Below are 16010 nucleotides of genomic sequence, written 5' to 3' on the forward strand. Positions count from 1 at the left end.
ACCGTCGGGTGGAAGGGCTCGTCGAGGGCGACGGCTGACCGGTAGGCGGTCAGAGGCAGTGCGTTGATCGGTGCCTCCGTCGGGGCGGTTGGACCAGGTATGGGCGGGTGGACGAAGGCTACCGATGGCCGGGCGCCCGCACATAGGCGTGTACGGGGCCGGGCCACCGGCGGGCTCACATCCCTGCGAGTGCGCCGAGGCGACTTCTCCTCGTGGCGCCCCCGGGGTGAGATCAGAACAGGCCGTTGCCGTGCGGCAGTTCGGCCGGTACGGGCGCGATGACGTCCCAGTGCTCGACGATCTTGCCGTCCGCGACACGGAAGAGGTCGTAGTACGCGACGGGCACACCGAACTCGCCCTCGGACTGCGTCAGGACGAAGTCGCCCTCGGCGATGACCTTGTGGACCTTCTTGTAAACGAGGTTCTTGCCCTGCTCGGCCCACTTGGCCGCGGCCGCCCCGAAACCGTCGAGGCCGTCGGCGGCCTCGGTGTTGTGCTGATGGTAGGTCTCGGTGGAGATGTAGTCGGTGAGCACCGAGTAGTCGGCGCCGACAAGGACCTTCTCGGCGAACGCGACCACCAGGGCGCGGTTGGCCTCGGTCTTGTCGGAGTCGGTGACCGCGGCGGGACCGTCGGTCTGTGAGCGGCCGGAGACGGTGTCCTTGACCAGCGGGGTCAGGGCGTCCCAGTGCTCGGCCAGCTTGCCCTCGGCGTCGACCCGGAAGATGTCGAAACCGACGAGAGGGTCCGGACCGAAGCCGTGGTAGGTGCCGTGCAGGGCGACGAGGTCACCGTCGGCGATGACCCGGGCACCGTCGTAGCTGAAGTCCCCGCCCAGGCTTCCGACGAGCCCGCGGAGGGCCTCGGGCCCGTCGGCGGCGAGCGCGCTGTGCTGCTTGTAGTCCGCGGCCACCCAGCGGTCCACGGCGGAGGGATCCTTGTCGCCGAACAGTTCACCGGCGGCCTGAAGGACGATGTTCTTCGCGTTGCTCATGACTGTCTTCCTGGTGGAGGGGCTGTGTATTCAAAATATGTCGCCGATGCCTGCCTCATCGGGGTGAATGGCGCCTCCTTATAGTCAAAAAGCGACACCCTTGTTGATGACGTCCGCAAGTGGCGTGGCCGGGCGGCCGGTCAGACGGGGAACGGCGTCGCTGACGCCGTCGAGTTCGCCGGAGGCGATGGCCGTGTACGTGGACACCCAGGCGTCCAGCTGCCACGGCGGAGCGCCGTAGGAGGCACGGGAGGCGTAGGCCTCCTCGACCGACTCCTGCTGGTAGGTGACGGTGCGGCCGAGCTGCGCGGACAGGATGGCGGCCACTTCGTCCAGCGTGAGGGACTCGGGCCCGGTCAGGTCGTAGGCCGTGCCCGCGTGGTCGTCCGGCCGGAGCAGCACCGCTGCTGCGGCGTCGGCGATGTCCTCCTGGCCGACGAACGCGGCGCGCCCCCGCCCGGCCGGGCCGCGGATGACACCGTCCTCACCGACGAGGTCGGGGACGAACTCCGCGTAGAAGTTGTCCCGGAGGAAGGTGTACGCCAGGCCGCTCGCGCGGATGTGCTGCTCGGTGTGGAAGTGGTCGCGTGCCAGGGTGAAGGTGGCGTGGGGTGCCGCGCCGTAGAACGAGACGTACACCAGGTGCCGTACACCCCCCTCGGCGACGGCGTCCACGAACGCCTTGTGCTGGGCGAGCCGGTCGGCGCTCTCCGAGGCGGAGACCATGAAGACGGTGCGGATGCCGACAAGAGCCGCCCGCACGGCGTCCTGGTCGGCGTACTCGGCTCGCACGGCCACCGCGCCGGGAAGCCGTGGAGCCCGTTCCGGCCTGCGGGCCAGGAGTTTCTGCGGTACACCTCGCTCGGCCAGCCGTCGGGCAACGCGTCCGCCGAGCCGGCCGGTGGAGCCGGTGACTGCGATGGTGGGGGCGGGTGTCTCGGATGCGTCGGGCATGGTGCGTTGTTTCTCTTCCTGTGGTGACGAGGGTGCGCTGCCGCCGCGTGTCAGGGACGGAGCCCGTAGAACAGCTCGTCCGCGCCGAGGGGGACGGACAGAGCCCGTGGTCCGAGATCCGCAGGGACCTCGGGATGGCCGAGGTTGATCCGGACGAGCCTGGCCCGGGGCGTATGGCGTACCAGGTTCTCCATGGGCCGACGGATCACGCCGGGGGTATTGAAACCGGCCCCGATCTCCAGCACGAGCAGGGCGCTGTCCGGGGGCGCGTCGTCGAGCCACCGACCCAGCCGGTGCCCAGCGGGGAGGTAGGAGTCGTCGACGAACTCCGGACCGACCCGGATGTTGGGGAAGACGTCGGCCCCGCAGCGCGGACAGCGGGGCAGGGCGTGCGGGTCGACAACCCGGCCGGAGTCGCGGTCGTAGGCGGCGAGGAGCGTGTCGAGGAACGGTCTGCTGGACCAGGTCTCCCGCGAGCACGGGACCGTGCACTGGAAGCGCCCGTAGTCTCCCTGCGGGGTGAAGACCCGGTCCGCCTCGAAGCCGTTGCGGGCGAAGAGGGCGTCGACGTTGGACGTCATCACCCAGTGGTCGCGGTCGCCGACCAGTTCCCTGAGCGTCCGGTAGAGGGGGTTGGGCTCAGGGCTGAAGCGGATGTCGTCGATGTGGACGGCCCAGTAGCCCCACATCATGACCGCCGGCAGGGGCGCTCCGAGGAGGTAGCGCGAACGCAGACCGAGCCGGTACAGCGCGGGGAGCAGTTCCCGGAAGCGGTCGGTGTCGCCGTAGTCGTAGCCGGCGGCGGCGCTCAGGCCCGCGCCGGCCGCGATCAGGACGCGGTCGGCCTCTTCCAGCCAGGTGCGGACGGTCTCGCAGGCCGACGCGGCCGGCATGGCGGTGTTGTCCGCCGTCAGGGCGGGAACGTCGTCCACGGTGCTCACGGCGCGCGGGTCCTCTCCGATTGATTTCCTGTTTCCGCCAGGGGACGCGTTCCGCTTCCACGGCGGCACGACCAACCTACGGAGAGCACAGGGAGAAAGCCGGATAAACTTCTGACCGATGATGGCCAAAAACCGACACGAATCGCCGCGCGAGATCCCGGAGATCCCGTTCGCCGCACCCGCGGGTACGCCCGCCGGGGTCGAGGTCATGTCGCTCGCCGAGCTACGACGGCGCGTCCCCGCCGAGACCCTGACCCGGCCGCAGCGCCCCGACTTCCATCACCTGCTCACGCTCACCGAGGGCGACCTCTGGCACGTCATCGACTTCGACGGCCACGCCCTGCGGCCGGGATCGTGGCTGTGGGTGCGCCCGGGGCAGGTGCATCAGTGGGGCGACATCACCCAGGCCGAGGGCACGCTCATCCTCTTCCGGCAGGACGTGCTGGACCCGGCCACGGCGACGGCCGCCCGTGTCGACGACCCGCACGCGCCCGTCGTCACCACCCCCGTCACCGCCGACGCCGAGGCGGTGACCATGGCCGCGGAGCACCTGAACCGTGAGTTCCAGGCGCTCGGCCGGCTGCCGCTCGACGTGCACATCGCGGCGCTGCGCCACCTTCTGGCCGTCCTCCTGCTGCGCCTGGCCCATCTCACCGTCCCGGTCGGCGGCCCCGCGCCGGACCCCGACGAGACCTATCTGCGGTTCCGTGACGCGGTCGAACGGCACTTCACGGCGACCCGCCGGGTGGAGGACTACGCGCAGCTGCTCGGCTATTCGGGACGGACCCTCGCCCGGGCGACCCTGGCCAGCGCCGGGCTCAGCGCGAAGGAGTTCATCGACCGCCGGGTCGTGCTGGAGGCGAAGCGTCTGCTGGCGCACGGCGACGAGACCGCGGCACAGATCTCGGACCACCTCGGTTTCGTCACGGCCTCCCAGTTCAGCAAGTACTTCATGCAACGGACGGACCAGACCCCGATCGACTTCCGCAGAAGCATCCGGGGACAGACGACGGGCGAGCCGCATCCGGACCATCGGAGCGAGGCCCGGCCAGGGCTGGGCTCCGGGACGGTCGCGGCTGCTGCCGCGCATGGCCATGGGCGGCCCGGATGACACGGGTCAGGCCTGGAGACGCCGCAGTGCTCGACGTCCCGGGCGGGCGGTATCGGCGGTGTGCGGGGGAGCCCCGAGGCGGCGTACCGGCCGGCCGTAGTGCTCGACGCGCGGCGGGGACGGCAGGCGGCCGCGCACCAACACTCGTCGTCGCGCACCCCGGGCGCGGTCCTCTAGGGCTCCTCGAGCAGATGCCGAGCCGTGGCGATGTCGGTGATCAGCGCCGTGATCCAGCGACCGCGTACCGCCGCGCGTACGGCCGTGTACTTGCGCTCACCGCCCGCGACGGCGATGCGGCGCGGGACCGTGCGCAGTTGGTCGACGGAGATGCCGATGGTCCGCTCGCCCAGTCCCGCGTCCACGTGGACGCCGTTCTCGTCGAAGAAGCGCTGGCAGATGTCGCCCACCGCGCCCAGGGCACGCAGCCGGGAGATCTCCTCCTCGGCGACCGCGTTGCCGCTGAGCTGGAGCAGGGGGGAGGGTTCGAGGCTTCCGATGCCCACCAGGACGGCGCTGAGTTGCTGCCACGCCTGACTGACCTCCACGACCGCCGGGTCCCGCAGGAGGGAGAGGCGGGCCTCCGCTGAGCCGACGAGCCCCGGTGCGCGCACGAACAGCGGGGTGGCGCCGGTGAGTTCGGCGAGGCGGGCGGTCAGACGGGTCGCCTGTACCTGGCTCCGGGGGTCGCCGATACCGCCCATCAGCTGCACGACCTGGGAGGCGCCGGGGGCCTTGGCGAGCTGCATGGTCTCCACTGCCGCCAGCAGTGTCTCGCTCCAGGTGGAGACCCCGATCAGATCGCCCGAGCGGAAGGCCGTCTCCAGATGGCTCGCGGCCGCCGAGCCGAGCCCGCGCAGCAGCGTGCGCGCGTGTTCCGGCTGGTCCTCGTCGTCGAGGACCACGACGTCGGTCAGGTGGTACCGCTCCGCGAGGGCGTCCTCCACGTCGCTGTGGATGCCGGGCGGCGAGACGACGACGGTCCGGACCACGCCCTGGTCCGCCGCCGAGCGGAGCAGCCGGGACACACCGGCCTGGGACAGGCCCAGCGCGTCGGCGATGTCGGCCTGGCGCATGCCGCGCTCGTGGTACATGCGGGCCACGCGCACGATCAGCCGCATTTTGTCGACGGACTCGCCGCTGGTGAGGTCAGAACGCTGGGACACACCCCGCACCCTACTGATCTCCGGCCGCAGGGGCGGAGCCGTCATGTCGCTATCGCCGGGTCCGGCGGCGCGGTGGACGTCGTCCTCGCCCGTGACACCGCTTCGTGCCAGGCACTGAGACGGTCGGCGCGCCGCGCGGGCGACCACTGCGGGTGGTAGACGTCCGCCGGACTCGTCGTGCTCGTCAGGCTCTCCTTGGTGAACAGTCCGAGGGAGCACCCCGCGAGGTGCGCCGCGCCCAGGGCGGACATGGCACGGGCGCGGGGGCGGCGCAGGGTGCGCCCCGAGATGTCCGCCTGCAGTTGCATGAGCGTCGTGTTGTCGGTGGGGCCACCGTCCGCGAGCAGGGTGGCGACCGGGGTGCCCGGCGCGTCGAGCCCGGCCACGACGTCCTCGACCTGGAAGGCGATCGATTCGAGGGCGGCCCGGGCGAGCTCGGGCAGCCCCGCCGCGAACGTGAGCCCGCAGACCAGCCCGGCGGCCTCGTTGTCCCACCAGGGCGCGCCGAGCCCTCCGAAAGCCGGGACCAGATGCACGCCCGCTGCATCCGGCGCCGCCCGTGCGGCGAGGTCGCCCTCGTCGGTGCCGAACAGGCCGGCGAGCCAGCGCAGTGTGGCGCCGGAGGAGCGGATGTTGCCCTCCAGGGCGTAGGCGGGTGTGCCGTCGTCCCAGGCGATGGTCAGACAGAGGGGTGAGTGTTCCGCCTGTGCCGGGGTGTCGATCAGCCCCATGACGGACGAGCCCGTGCCGTACGTCACCTTCACGCTGCCGGGTGCGAAGACGCCGTGCCCGAAGAGGGCGGCATGGGAGTCGCCCAGGACGGCACCGACCGGCGTACCGTCCGGCACCGCCGACAGCCGTCGTACGGCGGGGAAGGGGCCCATCGAGGCCACGATGCGGGGCAGTACCTCACGGGGAACGCCGAAGACGTCCAGGAGCCCTTCGTCCCAGTCCCGGGTGCGCACGTCGAGGAGCTGGGTGCGGGAGGCGTTGCCGATCTCGATGACGTGGGCGGTGCGCCCGCTCAGCTGCCACAGCAGCCAGGAGTCGACGGTGCCCAGGCACAGTTCGCCTCGCCTGGACCGGGTGCGGTCCGGGTCGTACATGTCGAGGAGCCACTGCGCCTTCAGGGCGCTGAACATCGGGTCCAGGGGCAGGCCGGTCGTCGTGCGGACCAGCGGGCCCAGTCCGTCGGCGAGCAACTTGGCGCAGGCGGGTGCCGTACGGCGGTCCTGCCAGCCGAGCACCGGCCCGAGTGGCCGCCCGGTGGCACGTTCCCAGAGCAGGCAAGACTCCCGTTGACTGGACACGCCGATGCCGGCCACGTGTGCGCCGTCCCGTCCGGCCAGGCACGCCTCGACGGCCCGGGTCACGCTGCGCCAGATCTCCTCGGCGGACTGCTCCACCCAGCCGGGGCGCGGATGTGCGGCGCCGATCGGCACCGACGCCGAGCCCACGACGGAGCCGACGCCGTCGATCACCAGCGCTTTGGTCGCGGAGGTCCCCTGGTCGACGGCGAGGAGGAGCGGGGCGGACGTCATGAGGCCGAGGATGGCAGACCGAGGGCTTCGCGCGCGGCACGGTACATGGCGCCGGCGGTCAGTCCGAAGTGCTCCAGCAGTCCCTCGGGGCTGCCGGTCGGTGCGAAGCCGGACACGCCGAGCAGCCGCAGCGGGACGGGGGAGTGCTGGCCGGTGAGCGAGGCGACGGCCGCGCCGAGTCCCCCGCTGACGGTGGCCTCCTCGGCTGTCACGAGGGCCCGGGTCTCGGCGGCGGCGCGCAGGATCGCGGCCTCGTCGAGGGGGTCGACGAACGGGGTGTTGAGCACCCGGGCCGAGATGCCCTCGGCGGCCAGCCGGTCGGCGGCGATCAGCGCGCGCGGGACCATCGTGCCGATGGCCACGAGGGTGACGTCGCTTCCCTCCCGCAGGGTCAGCGCGCGCCCCGGTGCGAAGGGGGCGCCGGACGGAGTCACGTCGGGCACCTTGAAGCGGGGCACCCGGAGATAGCTGGGCCCGTCGTGGGCGTGGGCCCAACGCACGGCGGCGCGGGTCTGGGCGCGGTCGGTGGGCACGACCACGGTGAGGTCGGCGACCGCGCGGAGCCAGGACAGGTCCTCCACCGAGTGGTGCGTGGGGCCGAGTTCGCCGTACGCCATGCCGGGGCTCTGGCCGCACAGGATCACCTTGTGCCCGCTGTAGGCGCAGTCGGCCTTGATCTGCTCCAGCGCGCGGCCGGTCAGGAAGGGGCCGGCGGCGGAGACGAACGGCACGTAACCCGCGTTGGCGAGGCCCGCCCCGACGCCCACCATGTTCTGCTCGGCGATGCCGACGTTGATCAGACGGTCGGGGAACTCGTCGCGGAACCCGGAGAGGTTGCTGGAGCCCACCGAGTCGTTGCACACGACGACCACACGGCTGTCCTCGCGGGCGAGCGCGATGAGCTCCTCGGCGAAGACCTGTCGGCAGTCGTAGGCGGGCGCGTCGGCGAGAGGGTGGGCGACGGTCTCGGCCGTCGGGTCGGCCGCTGATTCGGCCGTAGGGTCGGCCACCTGGCCGGTCGTCCTCGCCGGGGAAGTGGTCTCGGTCATCGGGTCAACTCCTCGACGGCGGCGCGCACTTGGTCCTGGTCGGGCACCTTGTGGTGCCATTCGGCGCGGTCCTCGATGAAGGAGACGCCCTTGCCCTTGACGGTGTGGGCGATGACGGCGACCGGCCGTCCGCTCGTGGAGGGGGCGAAGGCGGCGAGCAGGGCCGCGTGGTCGTGGCCGTCCGTCTCGCGCACCTCCCAGCGGAAGGCGGCCCACTTCTCCGCCAGCGGGTCGAGGCCGACGGTCTCCTCCGTACGGGCTCCCTGCTGGAGCCGGTTGCGGTCGACGACGGCGTACAGCCCCGCCAGCTCCTGGTGTCCGGCGGTCATCGCCGCCTCCCAGTTGCTGCCCTCCTGCAGTTCCCCGTCACCGAGGACGACCACGGTCCGGCTGCCGTCCCCCCGCAGCCGGGCGCCGAGTGCGCAGCCGACCGCGACGGGAAGGCCGTGGCCGAGCGGTCCGGTGTTGGTCTCCACACCGGGCACCTTGCGGCGGTTGGGATGCCCGTTGAGCGCGGAGGCGGCGGTGGTGAAGCCGGCGAGTTCCGAGCGCGGGAAGTATCCGCAGTGGGCGAGCGTGGCGTAGAGGGCCGCGGCGGAGTGGCCCTTGCTCAGGATGAACCGGTCGCGTCCGGGGGCGTCGGGGTGCTCCGGATCGACGTCGACGACCGCTCCGAAGAGCGTGGCGAGGATGTCGGTGACGGAGAAGTCGCCGCCGATGTGTCCCATCCCCGCCCTGTCGATCATGTCGAGAACCATGAGGCGGATCTCCGCGGACATGGCGCGCAGTCGCTCGACGGTCTCGTGAGGGCGTTCGGAGGGGAGGGAGCGCCGTAGTCGGCGATACTCCGCGGCCGCACCTGGATCAGCGGTCAACATCTATGAATATCCATTCAGTGATTGATATCTATTAACCACGGATGGTGGAGGGTGCCTGTCGTGACCGTCAACCCCCTGCTGGAAGCCTTGACAGTCGGTCGAGCGTCGACCTAGCGTCCAGTCAGGTGAAAGGGAATAGAGTGAATAAAAATTCAGGAGGTCGAGCATGAAGCCCGAGACGGCTCCCGCCGACCGCACGTTCACCGGCGGCATGTGGACCTTCGGCCGGATCATCGACCGCTACGCCACCGACGGCTACGGCCCGACCGTGCCGACCCTCCGGGCGATCGAACTGGCCGCCGCGTCCGGGCAGTTGGTCGGTCTCGACCTCAACTACCCCTTCGACGGGGACGTGACCGTCGACGACGTCGGCAAGGCCCTCACCGCGCACGGTCTTTCGGCGGTCAACATCACACCGGTGATCTACGACCGCGGCTTCCGCAGCGGCTCGTTCACCAGCGCCGACGCCTCCGCCCGCGCACGTGCCGTCGAACTCGCCCACGAATCGGTCGACGTGGCCGCCCGACTCGGCGCCCGCTACGTGAAGTTCTGGCCCGGCCAGGACGGTTACGACTACCCCTTCCAGGTCGACTACGCCGAACTGCGCCGCCACGCCATCGAGGGCATCCGGGACGTCGCCCGGAACTTCCCCGACGTCACCTTCGCCATCGAGTACAAGCTCAAAGAACCCCGCAATCGTCTCTTCTGGTCGACGGCCGCCACCAGCCTGCTCGCCATCGAGCAGATGGGCGTGGACAACGTCGGCCTGGTCGTGGACTTCGGCCACTCGCTCTTCGCCAAGGAGAATCCCGCTGAAGTCCTCACGCTCGCCCACTCCATGGGCCGTCTCGTCGACATCGAGCTGGACGACAACTACCGGGAGTGGGACGACGATCTGACCGCCGGAGCACTCCACCTCGTGGAGACCCTGGAGTTCCTCCACGTGGTCCGCCGGATCGGCTGGGACCAGCCGCTGAAACTGGACCTCTTCCCCTACCGTGAGGACCCGGCGGACGCCGTCCGCGAATCCGTCGCCACCCTGCGCGCGCTGGAGGACAAGGCGGCCCGTCTGCCGCTGCCCGAACTGCGTGCCGCACAGTCCGCGCACGACGCCATGGCCGTCCAGCGCATCGTCCGCACGGCCCTGCTCGGCTGACACAGCCCAGCATCCGACCGGACTCCCGACCGCCGACCAGTCGTCCCACCCTCGTCTCCTCCGTACACCTCCCCGTTCCAAGGAATCAGGAATGCCCTACGGCCCCGAATCCGTCCTCGGCGACGTCCTGCGCGACAAGCAGGCCGAAGCCGTGGTGCGCAAGTACGTGCCCCGCCTCGACGACGAGTTGACGACGGTCCAGTTCCGCTACGGAACGCTGCGGCAGCTCTCGTTCTTCATCGAGCGGCTGCGGACCGACCCCGAAGCCCAGGCCGCCCTCTACGCCGAACTGGCCGCCCTCCCCGAGACGGTGCTCGAACCGACGTCCCCGGCCGCCGAGACGGACATCGTCCCGTCTCCCGATTACGAGTCGGCCGATGTCCCCATCGGCAGCGCCCGGTGCGTGCGACAGGAAGCCGCGACGCGGTGGCAGCCGTTCGAACTGGAGCTGCACGGGCCCGAACACGGCAACCCGTTCACGGACGTCGCACTCCGGGCGGAGTTCCGCCACGGAGAACGCACGCTGACCGCGCACGGCTTCTACGACGGAGCTGGCGTCCACCGCATCCGGTTCCTGCCGGACGAGGAGGGGACCTGGACCTTCCGCACCGCGAGCAACGCCCGCTCCCTGGACTCGGTCGAGGGCACTTTCCACTGCGGCCAGGCCCGTCCGCACGACCACGGTCCGGTACAGGTCCACGAACGATTCCACTTCCGCCACACCGACGGCACCCGCTACTTCCCGGTCGGGACCACCGCGTACGCCTGGACCCACCAGGGCGCCGAGCTGGAGGAACAGACCCTCCGGACCCTCGCCGACGCCCCCTTCAACAAGATCAGGATGTGCGTCTTCCCGAAGTCGTACCTCTTCAACACCGACGAACCGCCCCTGTACCCCTTCGAGGGCTCACCCGACTCCGGCTGGGACTTCCGCCGGCCGAACCCCGCCTACTTCCGGCACCTGGAGGAGCGGATCGCCCAGCTCGGCGAGCTGGGCATCGAGGCCGACCTCATCCTCTTCCACGCGTACGACCGCTGGGGCTTCTCCGACATGAGCCCGGTCGCCGACGACCGTTATCTGCGCTACCTGGTCTCCCGGCTCGCCGCACTGCCCAACGTCTGGTGGTCGCTGGCCAACGAGTACGACCTGGTGTGGTCAAAGAACACCGAGGACTGGCACCGGATCGCGGCCGTGATCCGCGCGCACGACCCGCACGGACACCTGATCAGCGTGCACGACTGCATCGAGATCTGGGACAACGACGCGGAGTGGGTCACCCACTGCAGCATCCAGAAGCCCCCGGCGGGCACAGCGGACTGGCGTTCCCGGTGGGGGAAGCCGGTGGTGCTCGACGAACTGGGCTACGAGGGCGACATCGAACAGGGCTGGGGGAACCTCACCCCGCAGGAACTGGTCCGCCGCTGCTGGGAGGGCGTGGTCCGGGGTGGATACGTCACCCACGGGGAATGCCGGCTGGCCGACGACGACGTGCTGTGGTGGGCCAAGGGCGGCGCCCTCAAGGGCGAGAGCACGGCACGCCTGGGATTCCTGCGCGGCATCCTCGAAGAACTCCCTGCCGACCTGCCCGGTATCCAACCGCTCCCGTCGCCCTTCGACTTCCCGTTCGGCGGCGTCGAGGGGCGCCGGCTGCTCGCCTACTTCGGTACCGGGCAACCCCGCCGACGGACCTTCCTGCTTCGCCCCGGCGTCCGTTACCGGGCCGACGTCCTCGACACATGGAACATGACGGTCAGCGAGCTGCCCGGCACGTACGAAGGGGAGTTCACACTGCCGCTGCCCGGCCGGCCGTACATCGCGGTCCGGCTGCGGGCAGTTGAGGACTGAACATCCAGAGGGGGTCCGTACATACAGGTGTGGGGCGACCGGTATGACACCGCGCCGCCCCAGAAACATGTTTCCCGCTGACGGCCGCTCGCCGGCGGCCGTCTCTCAGGCTCAGGCCAGCTGTCGGGCCACGGCCTCGGCGACCGCCCTGGCGCTGCCGGGGTTCTGACCGGTGATCAGTCGGGAGTCCTCCACGACATAGGTGTCGAACGGCTTTTCGGCCTTGCTGTAGGACGCCCCCAGCTCCTTCAGCCGGTCCTCCAGGCTGTAGGGGACGGCGTCCGCACGCTGGGCGAGTTCTTCCTCGCGCCAGGAGAAGCCGGTCACGTTCTTGCCCTTGACCAGGGGTTCTCCGTTGCTCAGTGTGACGTCGAGCAGACCGCACGGCCCGTGGCAGACGGCCGAGACGATACGGCCGGTCTCGTAGAACCGCGCGATGAGTGCTTCCAGGGTCGAGCTCTGGTGGAAGTCGAACATCACGCCGTGACCGCCGGTCAGATAGATGGCGTCGTAGTCGTCGACCTCGGCCTGGGACACGGAGATGGTCTGCTTCAGCTTGTCCATGAACGCGCGGTCGGTGTACCGCTTGTCGGTTCCGAGATCGCTGAGGACGTTGTGGGCGAGGCTCTCCGGGTCGAGCGGAACGGGGCCGCCTTCGATGCTCGCGATGGTGACCTCGAAGCCGGCCTCTTCGGCGACATCGTAGAAATGGGTCAGTTCGCCCAGCCAGAGGCCGGTGCGGTAGCCGACGGTCTCGTACTCGCCGATGCTGGTGACGATTGCCAGAACGCGCTTGGTGCCGGACATGAATCCTTCTGTGGGGGAGAGGGAGGGGCGGGACAGGGGGTGTCTGATTCTAATCCGACGCGGATAAGCGCGAGGTGTGAACTCAGGCCGGGCCTCCATGCCCCACGACGTCCTCGATCCGCCACTCGTCCCGCCACTCGATCACCGGCATGTCCCCGTCGAAACGCAGCGGAAGCCAGACATGGTCGGCCATCGATGTGTCGAACTCCTGCGGCGGGAGGGACACTTCCGCCCCGCCGCTCACCTTCTCGCCGAAGTGCCGGCCGAAGTACCGGTGGAACGCCTCGGTCTGGTCGGACTCCTCCTCCGACAGATGGGGCAGCCATCGGTCGGCGATCGCGATGTAGAGGTCCGGGTGGGCCGGATGCCTGAAGACGGAGCTGATCTGCGACCGGAACGACGTGCCGCTCGCGTCCGAGGGATGCGGGTCGCCGAGGACGGTGTACGGCCCGTGGTAGGTGTCCGCCACCGCCACCTCTGAGCGGTTCGGGAAGTAGCCCGAAGTACCGGAGGTGATCAGGTAGTGCCGGCCGTCGCGTCGGAAGTACGCGGGTGCCTCGCGCACCATCGGGGGGTGCCGGTGGGGGAAGTGCGTCGAGTAGTAGCCGGTGACATCGGTGTACTCCTCGGTGAGGTCGGCGCAGACGAGTTCGCTGTGCACACGCTCGAAGTAGTAGTAGCCCTTGCCGTCCACGGGGTCGACGACCAGGTCGAAGTCGCCTGCGTCCATGCTGAGCGGCCGGATGCCGGTGCGGACGATCTCGTAGGGGCCGAGAAGCGAGTCGGCGGTGAGGACCGTGGAGCGCTGGCTGCCGTCCTTGTCCATGATCTTGATCCAGCACACGTACTTCCCCGTGCGCGGGTGGCGGACGATGTGCGGCCGGTCGACGAACTGCGACGGGTGAAGGGGTGACGACGGGTCGTCGAGGACCGGGGGAATGATCAGCCCGCGGTCCTCCCAGTTGTAGAGGTCCGTCGACGAGTAGCAGCGGATGCCCCAGGTCCAGACGTCACTGCCCGGCTTGGAGTGCTCCTTGTTCTCGCCGTACCAGTAGTAGGTGCCGTACTCGAACAGAAGCGAACCGCCGTGCGCCTGGATGCGCTTGCCGTTGGTGTCGAGCCAGAGCCGGCCCGGGCGGATGGAGTCGTAGGTCTCAGGCACGTTCGGTCACCGTCTCGGAGAGGAAGGCCCGCTGGGCGCTGCTGAGTTCACGCGGCTCGCCCACCAGGTCGAGGGAGCCCGTGAGCCGCTGGTCGTCGGAGTCGAAGCCGAGGAAGAAGTCGACGCGCGCCGGTTCGACCGCGAACGCACGAGCGGCGTTGGTGTGGCCCAACTGGGCGGCGGCGACATGGAAGTTGACGCGGTGGGAGTCGCCCGGCGCCACCTCGATCCGGTGGAAGCCCGCCAGTTGCTGCGCGGGCCGGGTGACACCGCCCTTGCTGTTCACCCGGACGTAGAGCTGCACGACGGTGGCACCCGTCACCGTGCCGGCGTTGGTGACGGTGGCGGCGATCCGGATCGTCCCGTCGGTGTCGGCCTGTGTGTCGTGCGACAGGTCGTCGAGGGTGAAGTCGGTGTAGCTCAGGCCGTGTGCGAAGGGGTAGAGCGGCGTGGCCTCCAGGTCGAGGTAGTGCTTGTCGACGCTCGGGGGCAGCGGGTTGCGGTAGCCGGAGCCGGCCTTCTGGTGGTGGTACACCGGGACCTGACCGGAGTGCCGGGGGATGCTGTACGGCAGTTTGCCGCTGGGGTTCGTCGCGCCGAAGAGGACCTCGGCGATCGCTCTGGGCCCGAACGGGCCTGCGTAGGACGCGATGACGATCGCCGGAGCGTCCCGGACCACCTCGGGCAGCGCGTAGGCACGGCCCTGCACCAGCACGACCACCAGGGGCTTGCCGGTGGCGGCGACGGCCTCGGCGAGCCGCGTCTGCGCGGCCGGCAGCGAGATGTCCGCCGTGTCGCTGGCCTCTCCCTCGGTGCGCTCCCCGGTGAACCACAGACTCGCGCCGCCCAGAGCGAGCACCACCACGTCCGCGTCCTGGGCGACCTTCACCGCCCGTGCGACCGCGTCGTCCCCCAGCGGCCAGGTCAGCGTGCTGCCCTGCTCCGTCCGCACCTGCCCGGCGAAGTCGGAGATCTCCTCCGCGATCGAGCGGGCGCCGAACCGGTCGTGGACCAGCTGCTCGGGGTCAGTGGGTGTCACGAGGGCCTTGTACCAGGGGTCGGTGACGTCGTCGGAGCCGAGCATGTTGCCGAGTTCCCCGCTCAGCACGGCGTCCGTCGCCTCCCGCCAAGCCGCGTAGGTGTAGGTCGCGAACTGGAGCTTCGCCGAGTCCGCGTGTGGACCGACCACGGCGACCCTCACCCCGCCCGTCAGGGGAAGGATGCCGTCGTTCTTCGCGAGGACCACCGACCGCCGGGCCAGCTCCCGCGACAGTTCCGTGCCCTCGGCCGCGACGGAGGCCACGTCGATGCGCTCCGCCGGATACGGGTTCTCGAACAGCCCGAGCTCGAACTTGGCCCGCAGCACCCGCCACACGCTGGTGTCGACGTCGGCGAGGTCCGCGTTGCCCCGCCTGACCTCCTCGGCGAGCACCTGCCCGTAGCCGTACGGCTTGGGCATCTCTACGTCGAGGCCGGCCGCGATCGCGAGGCCCGCGGCCTCCGCGGGGGTGTCCGCCACCCGCTGGCGCTCGACCAGCTGGTCCAGGGTCATGTAGTCCGACGACACGAAGCCGTCGAAGCCGAGGACCCCGCGCAGCAGGTCGGTGAGCACCTCGCGTGAGGCGCCCACCGGGATGCCGTCCACGTCTCCGTAGGAGTTCATCACCGACCGCAGACCGGCGAGCTGGATCGCTGCCTCGAAGGGGTAGGCGAACAGGTCCCTGGTCTGGCGCGCGCCCCCTTCGTACGCCGAGGTGTTGACGCCACCGACCGGGAGGGCGTAGCCGAGGAAGTGCTTGCCGGTGGCGAGGACGCCCTGGCTCAGGTCGTCGCCCTGCAGCCCGCGGGTGAAGGCTACGGCGAGGGCGGCGGCCAGGTACGGGTCCTCGCCGTAGGTCTCGTGGACCCGGCCCCAGCGGGGGTCGAGCGCCACGTCCATCACGGGGGACAGCGCGTGTCGTATGCCCGTGCGGATCATCTGACGGCGGATCAGCTCGGTCATCTCCTGGACCAGCTCCGGGCTCCAGGCCGCCGCCAGGCCCGTACCGGTCGGGAAGGACATGTGCCCGCCGGCCAGGAACCCGCTGAGCGCCTCCTGGTGGAACAGGAGGGGAATCCCGAGCCGGGTCCGCTCGACAGCCTGCCGCTGCATGCTCCCGACCAACTGCGCGAGCTTCGCGGGGTCGTCGGTGATCAGCTGCGCGACATGCCCCGGCGGGTTCCGCAGCCACTTCTCGGCCTCGTCGGAGTCCGAACCGTCGGCGCGGACCAGGGTCCAGGGCATGACGGAGACGAGCTGGTGGCACTTCTCCTCGACCGTCAGCTCCCGCAGCAGCAGGGTGGCGCGTTCGCCGGCGGGCAGGCGCACGTCGCGGTGATCGTTGCTGGACATGGGGGTGTTCTTCCTG

13 protein-coding genes are annotated in these 16010 nt (G+C 70.2%); 3 read left to right on the forward strand and 10 right to left on the reverse strand.

Annotation, left to right across the window (positions count from 1 at the left end):
- Positions 1-232 precede the first annotated feature (232 nt).
- The 3 genes from ABZ855_RS12280 to ABZ855_RS12290 all read right to left on the reverse strand — a co-directional run bounded on the left by ABZ855_RS12280 (position 233) and on the right by ABZ855_RS12290 (position 2889).
- Positions 233-994 carry a nuclear transport factor 2 family protein gene (locus tag ABZ855_RS12280; protein WP_360805092.1) on the reverse strand — a complete coding sequence of 254 codons (762 nt, stop codon included), beginning with the start codon at positions 992-994 and terminating at the stop codon, positions 233-235.
- An 84-nt stretch (positions 995-1078) separates the two neighbouring features.
- A complete protein-coding gene (locus ABZ855_RS12285; RefSeq protein WP_360805095.1) occupies positions 1079-1948 on the reverse strand; it encodes an SDR family oxidoreductase in 870 nt (289 codons plus the stop codon).
- Positions 1949-1998: 50 nt separating this feature from the next.
- Positions 1999-2889: an NAD-dependent protein deacetylase of SIR2 family gene (locus ABZ855_RS12290; protein WP_360805098.1), complete on the reverse strand. Its 891-nt coding sequence runs from the start codon at positions 2887-2889 to the stop codon at positions 1999-2001.
- A gap of 118 nt (positions 2890-3007) precedes the next feature.
- Between ABZ855_RS12290 and ABZ855_RS12295 the strand changes: the two genes are divergently transcribed.
- Positions 3008-4000 (forward strand): AraC family transcriptional regulator, encoded by a 993-nt coding sequence (locus ABZ855_RS12295; protein WP_360805101.1) that lies wholly within the window; start codon positions 3008-3010, stop codon positions 3998-4000.
- 173 nt (positions 4001-4173) lie between these two features.
- On the opposite strand, the gene ABZ855_RS12300 is transcribed toward ABZ855_RS12295, so the two are convergent.
- From ABZ855_RS12300 to ABZ855_RS12315, 4 genes are read right to left on the reverse strand one after another with little or no spacing between them, the layout of a single operon-like run.
- Positions 4174-5163 carry a sugar-binding transcriptional regulator gene (locus ABZ855_RS12300; protein ID WP_360805104.1) on the reverse strand — a complete coding sequence of 330 codons (990 nt, stop codon included), beginning with the start codon at positions 5161-5163 and terminating at the stop codon, positions 4174-4176.
- Positions 5164-5204: 41 nt separating this feature from the next.
- Positions 5205-6704: an FGGY family carbohydrate kinase gene (locus ABZ855_RS12305; RefSeq protein WP_360805107.1), complete on the reverse strand. Its 1500-nt coding sequence runs from the start codon at positions 6702-6704 to the stop codon at positions 5205-5207.
- Positions 6701-7753 (reverse strand): transketolase C-terminal domain-containing protein, encoded by a 1053-nt coding sequence (locus ABZ855_RS12310; protein WP_360805110.1) that lies wholly within the window; start codon positions 7751-7753, stop codon positions 6701-6703. The genes ABZ855_RS12305 and ABZ855_RS12310 overlap by 4 nt, the downstream gene beginning before the upstream one ends.
- Positions 7750-8631, reverse strand: coding sequence for a transketolase (locus ABZ855_RS12315; RefSeq protein ID WP_360805113.1), 882 nt, complete (start codon positions 8629-8631; stop codon positions 7750-7752). The genes ABZ855_RS12310 and ABZ855_RS12315 overlap by 4 nt, the downstream gene beginning before the upstream one ends.
- 166 nt (positions 8632-8797) lie before the next feature.
- On the opposite strand from ABZ855_RS12315, the gene ABZ855_RS12320 reads away from it, so the two are divergent.
- Positions 8798-9787, forward strand: a complete 990-nt coding sequence (locus tag ABZ855_RS12320; protein ID WP_360805116.1) for a TIM barrel protein — start codon at positions 8798-8800, stop codon at positions 9785-9787.
- A gap of 91 nt (positions 9788-9878) precedes the next feature.
- Positions 9879-11633, forward strand: coding sequence for a DUF5605 domain-containing protein (locus ABZ855_RS12325; protein ID WP_360805119.1), 1755 nt, complete (start codon positions 9879-9881; stop codon positions 11631-11633).
- 111 nt (positions 11634-11744) lie between these two features.
- On the opposite strand, the gene ABZ855_RS12330 is transcribed toward ABZ855_RS12325, so the two are convergent.
- From ABZ855_RS12330 to ABZ855_RS12340, 3 genes are all read right to left on the reverse strand, one after another.
- Positions 11745-12440 (reverse strand): type 1 glutamine amidotransferase domain-containing protein, encoded by a 696-nt coding sequence (locus tag ABZ855_RS12330; protein WP_360805122.1) that lies wholly within the window; start codon positions 12438-12440, stop codon positions 11745-11747.
- 82 nt (positions 12441-12522) lie between these two features.
- Positions 12523-13602 carry a family 43 glycosylhydrolase gene (locus tag ABZ855_RS12335; protein WP_360805125.1) on the reverse strand — a complete coding sequence of 360 codons (1080 nt, stop codon included), beginning with the start codon at positions 13600-13602 and terminating at the stop codon, positions 12523-12525.
- Positions 13595-15994, reverse strand: a complete 2400-nt coding sequence (locus ABZ855_RS12340) for a glycoside hydrolase family 3 N-terminal domain-containing protein (RefSeq protein ID WP_360805128.1) — start codon at positions 15992-15994, stop codon at positions 13595-13597. The genes ABZ855_RS12335 and ABZ855_RS12340 overlap by 8 nt, the downstream gene beginning before the upstream one ends.
- Positions 15995-16010: the final 16 nt, after the last annotated feature.

This window comes from Streptomyces sp. NPDC047042 (genome assembly GCF_040644035.1).
Taxonomy (GTDB): Bacteria; Actinomycetota; Actinomycetes; order Streptomycetales; family Streptomycetaceae; genus Streptomyces.

Coding starts and splice junctions, on each gene's coding strand:
- ABZ855_RS12280 (WP_360805092.1), bottom strand. CDS start 994: ATGAGCAACGCGAAGAACATCGTCCTTCAGGCCGCCGGTGAACTGTTC.
- ABZ855_RS12285 (WP_360805095.1), bottom strand. CDS start 1,948: ATGCCCGACGCATCCGAGACACCCGCCCCCACCATCGCAGTCACCGGC.
- ABZ855_RS12295 (WP_360805101.1), top strand. CDS start 3,008: ATGATGGCCAAAAACCGACACGAATCGCCGCGCGAGATCCCGGAGATC.
- ABZ855_RS12305 (WP_360805107.1), bottom strand. CDS start 6,704: ATGACGTCCGCCCCGCTCCTCCTCGCCGTCGACCAGGGGACCTCCGCG.
- ABZ855_RS12310 (WP_360805110.1), bottom strand. CDS start 7,753: ATGACCGAGACCACTTCCCCGGCGAGGACGACCGGCCAGGTGGCCGAC.
- ABZ855_RS12315 (WP_360805113.1), bottom strand. CDS start 8,631: ATGTTGACCGCTGATCCAGGTGCGGCCGCGGAGTATCGCCGACTACGG.
- ABZ855_RS12320 (WP_360805116.1), top strand. CDS start 8,798: ATGAAGCCCGAGACGGCTCCCGCCGACCGCACGTTCACCGGCGGCATG.
- ABZ855_RS12325 (WP_360805119.1), top strand. CDS start 9,879: ATGCCCTACGGCCCCGAATCCGTCCTCGGCGACGTCCTGCGCGACAAG.
- ABZ855_RS12330 (WP_360805122.1), bottom strand. CDS start 12,440: ATGTCCGGCACCAAGCGCGTTCTGGCAATCGTCACCAGCATCGGCGAG.
- ABZ855_RS12340 (WP_360805128.1), bottom strand. CDS start 15,994: ATGTCCAGCAACGATCACCGCGACGTGCGCCTGCCCGCCGGCGAACGC.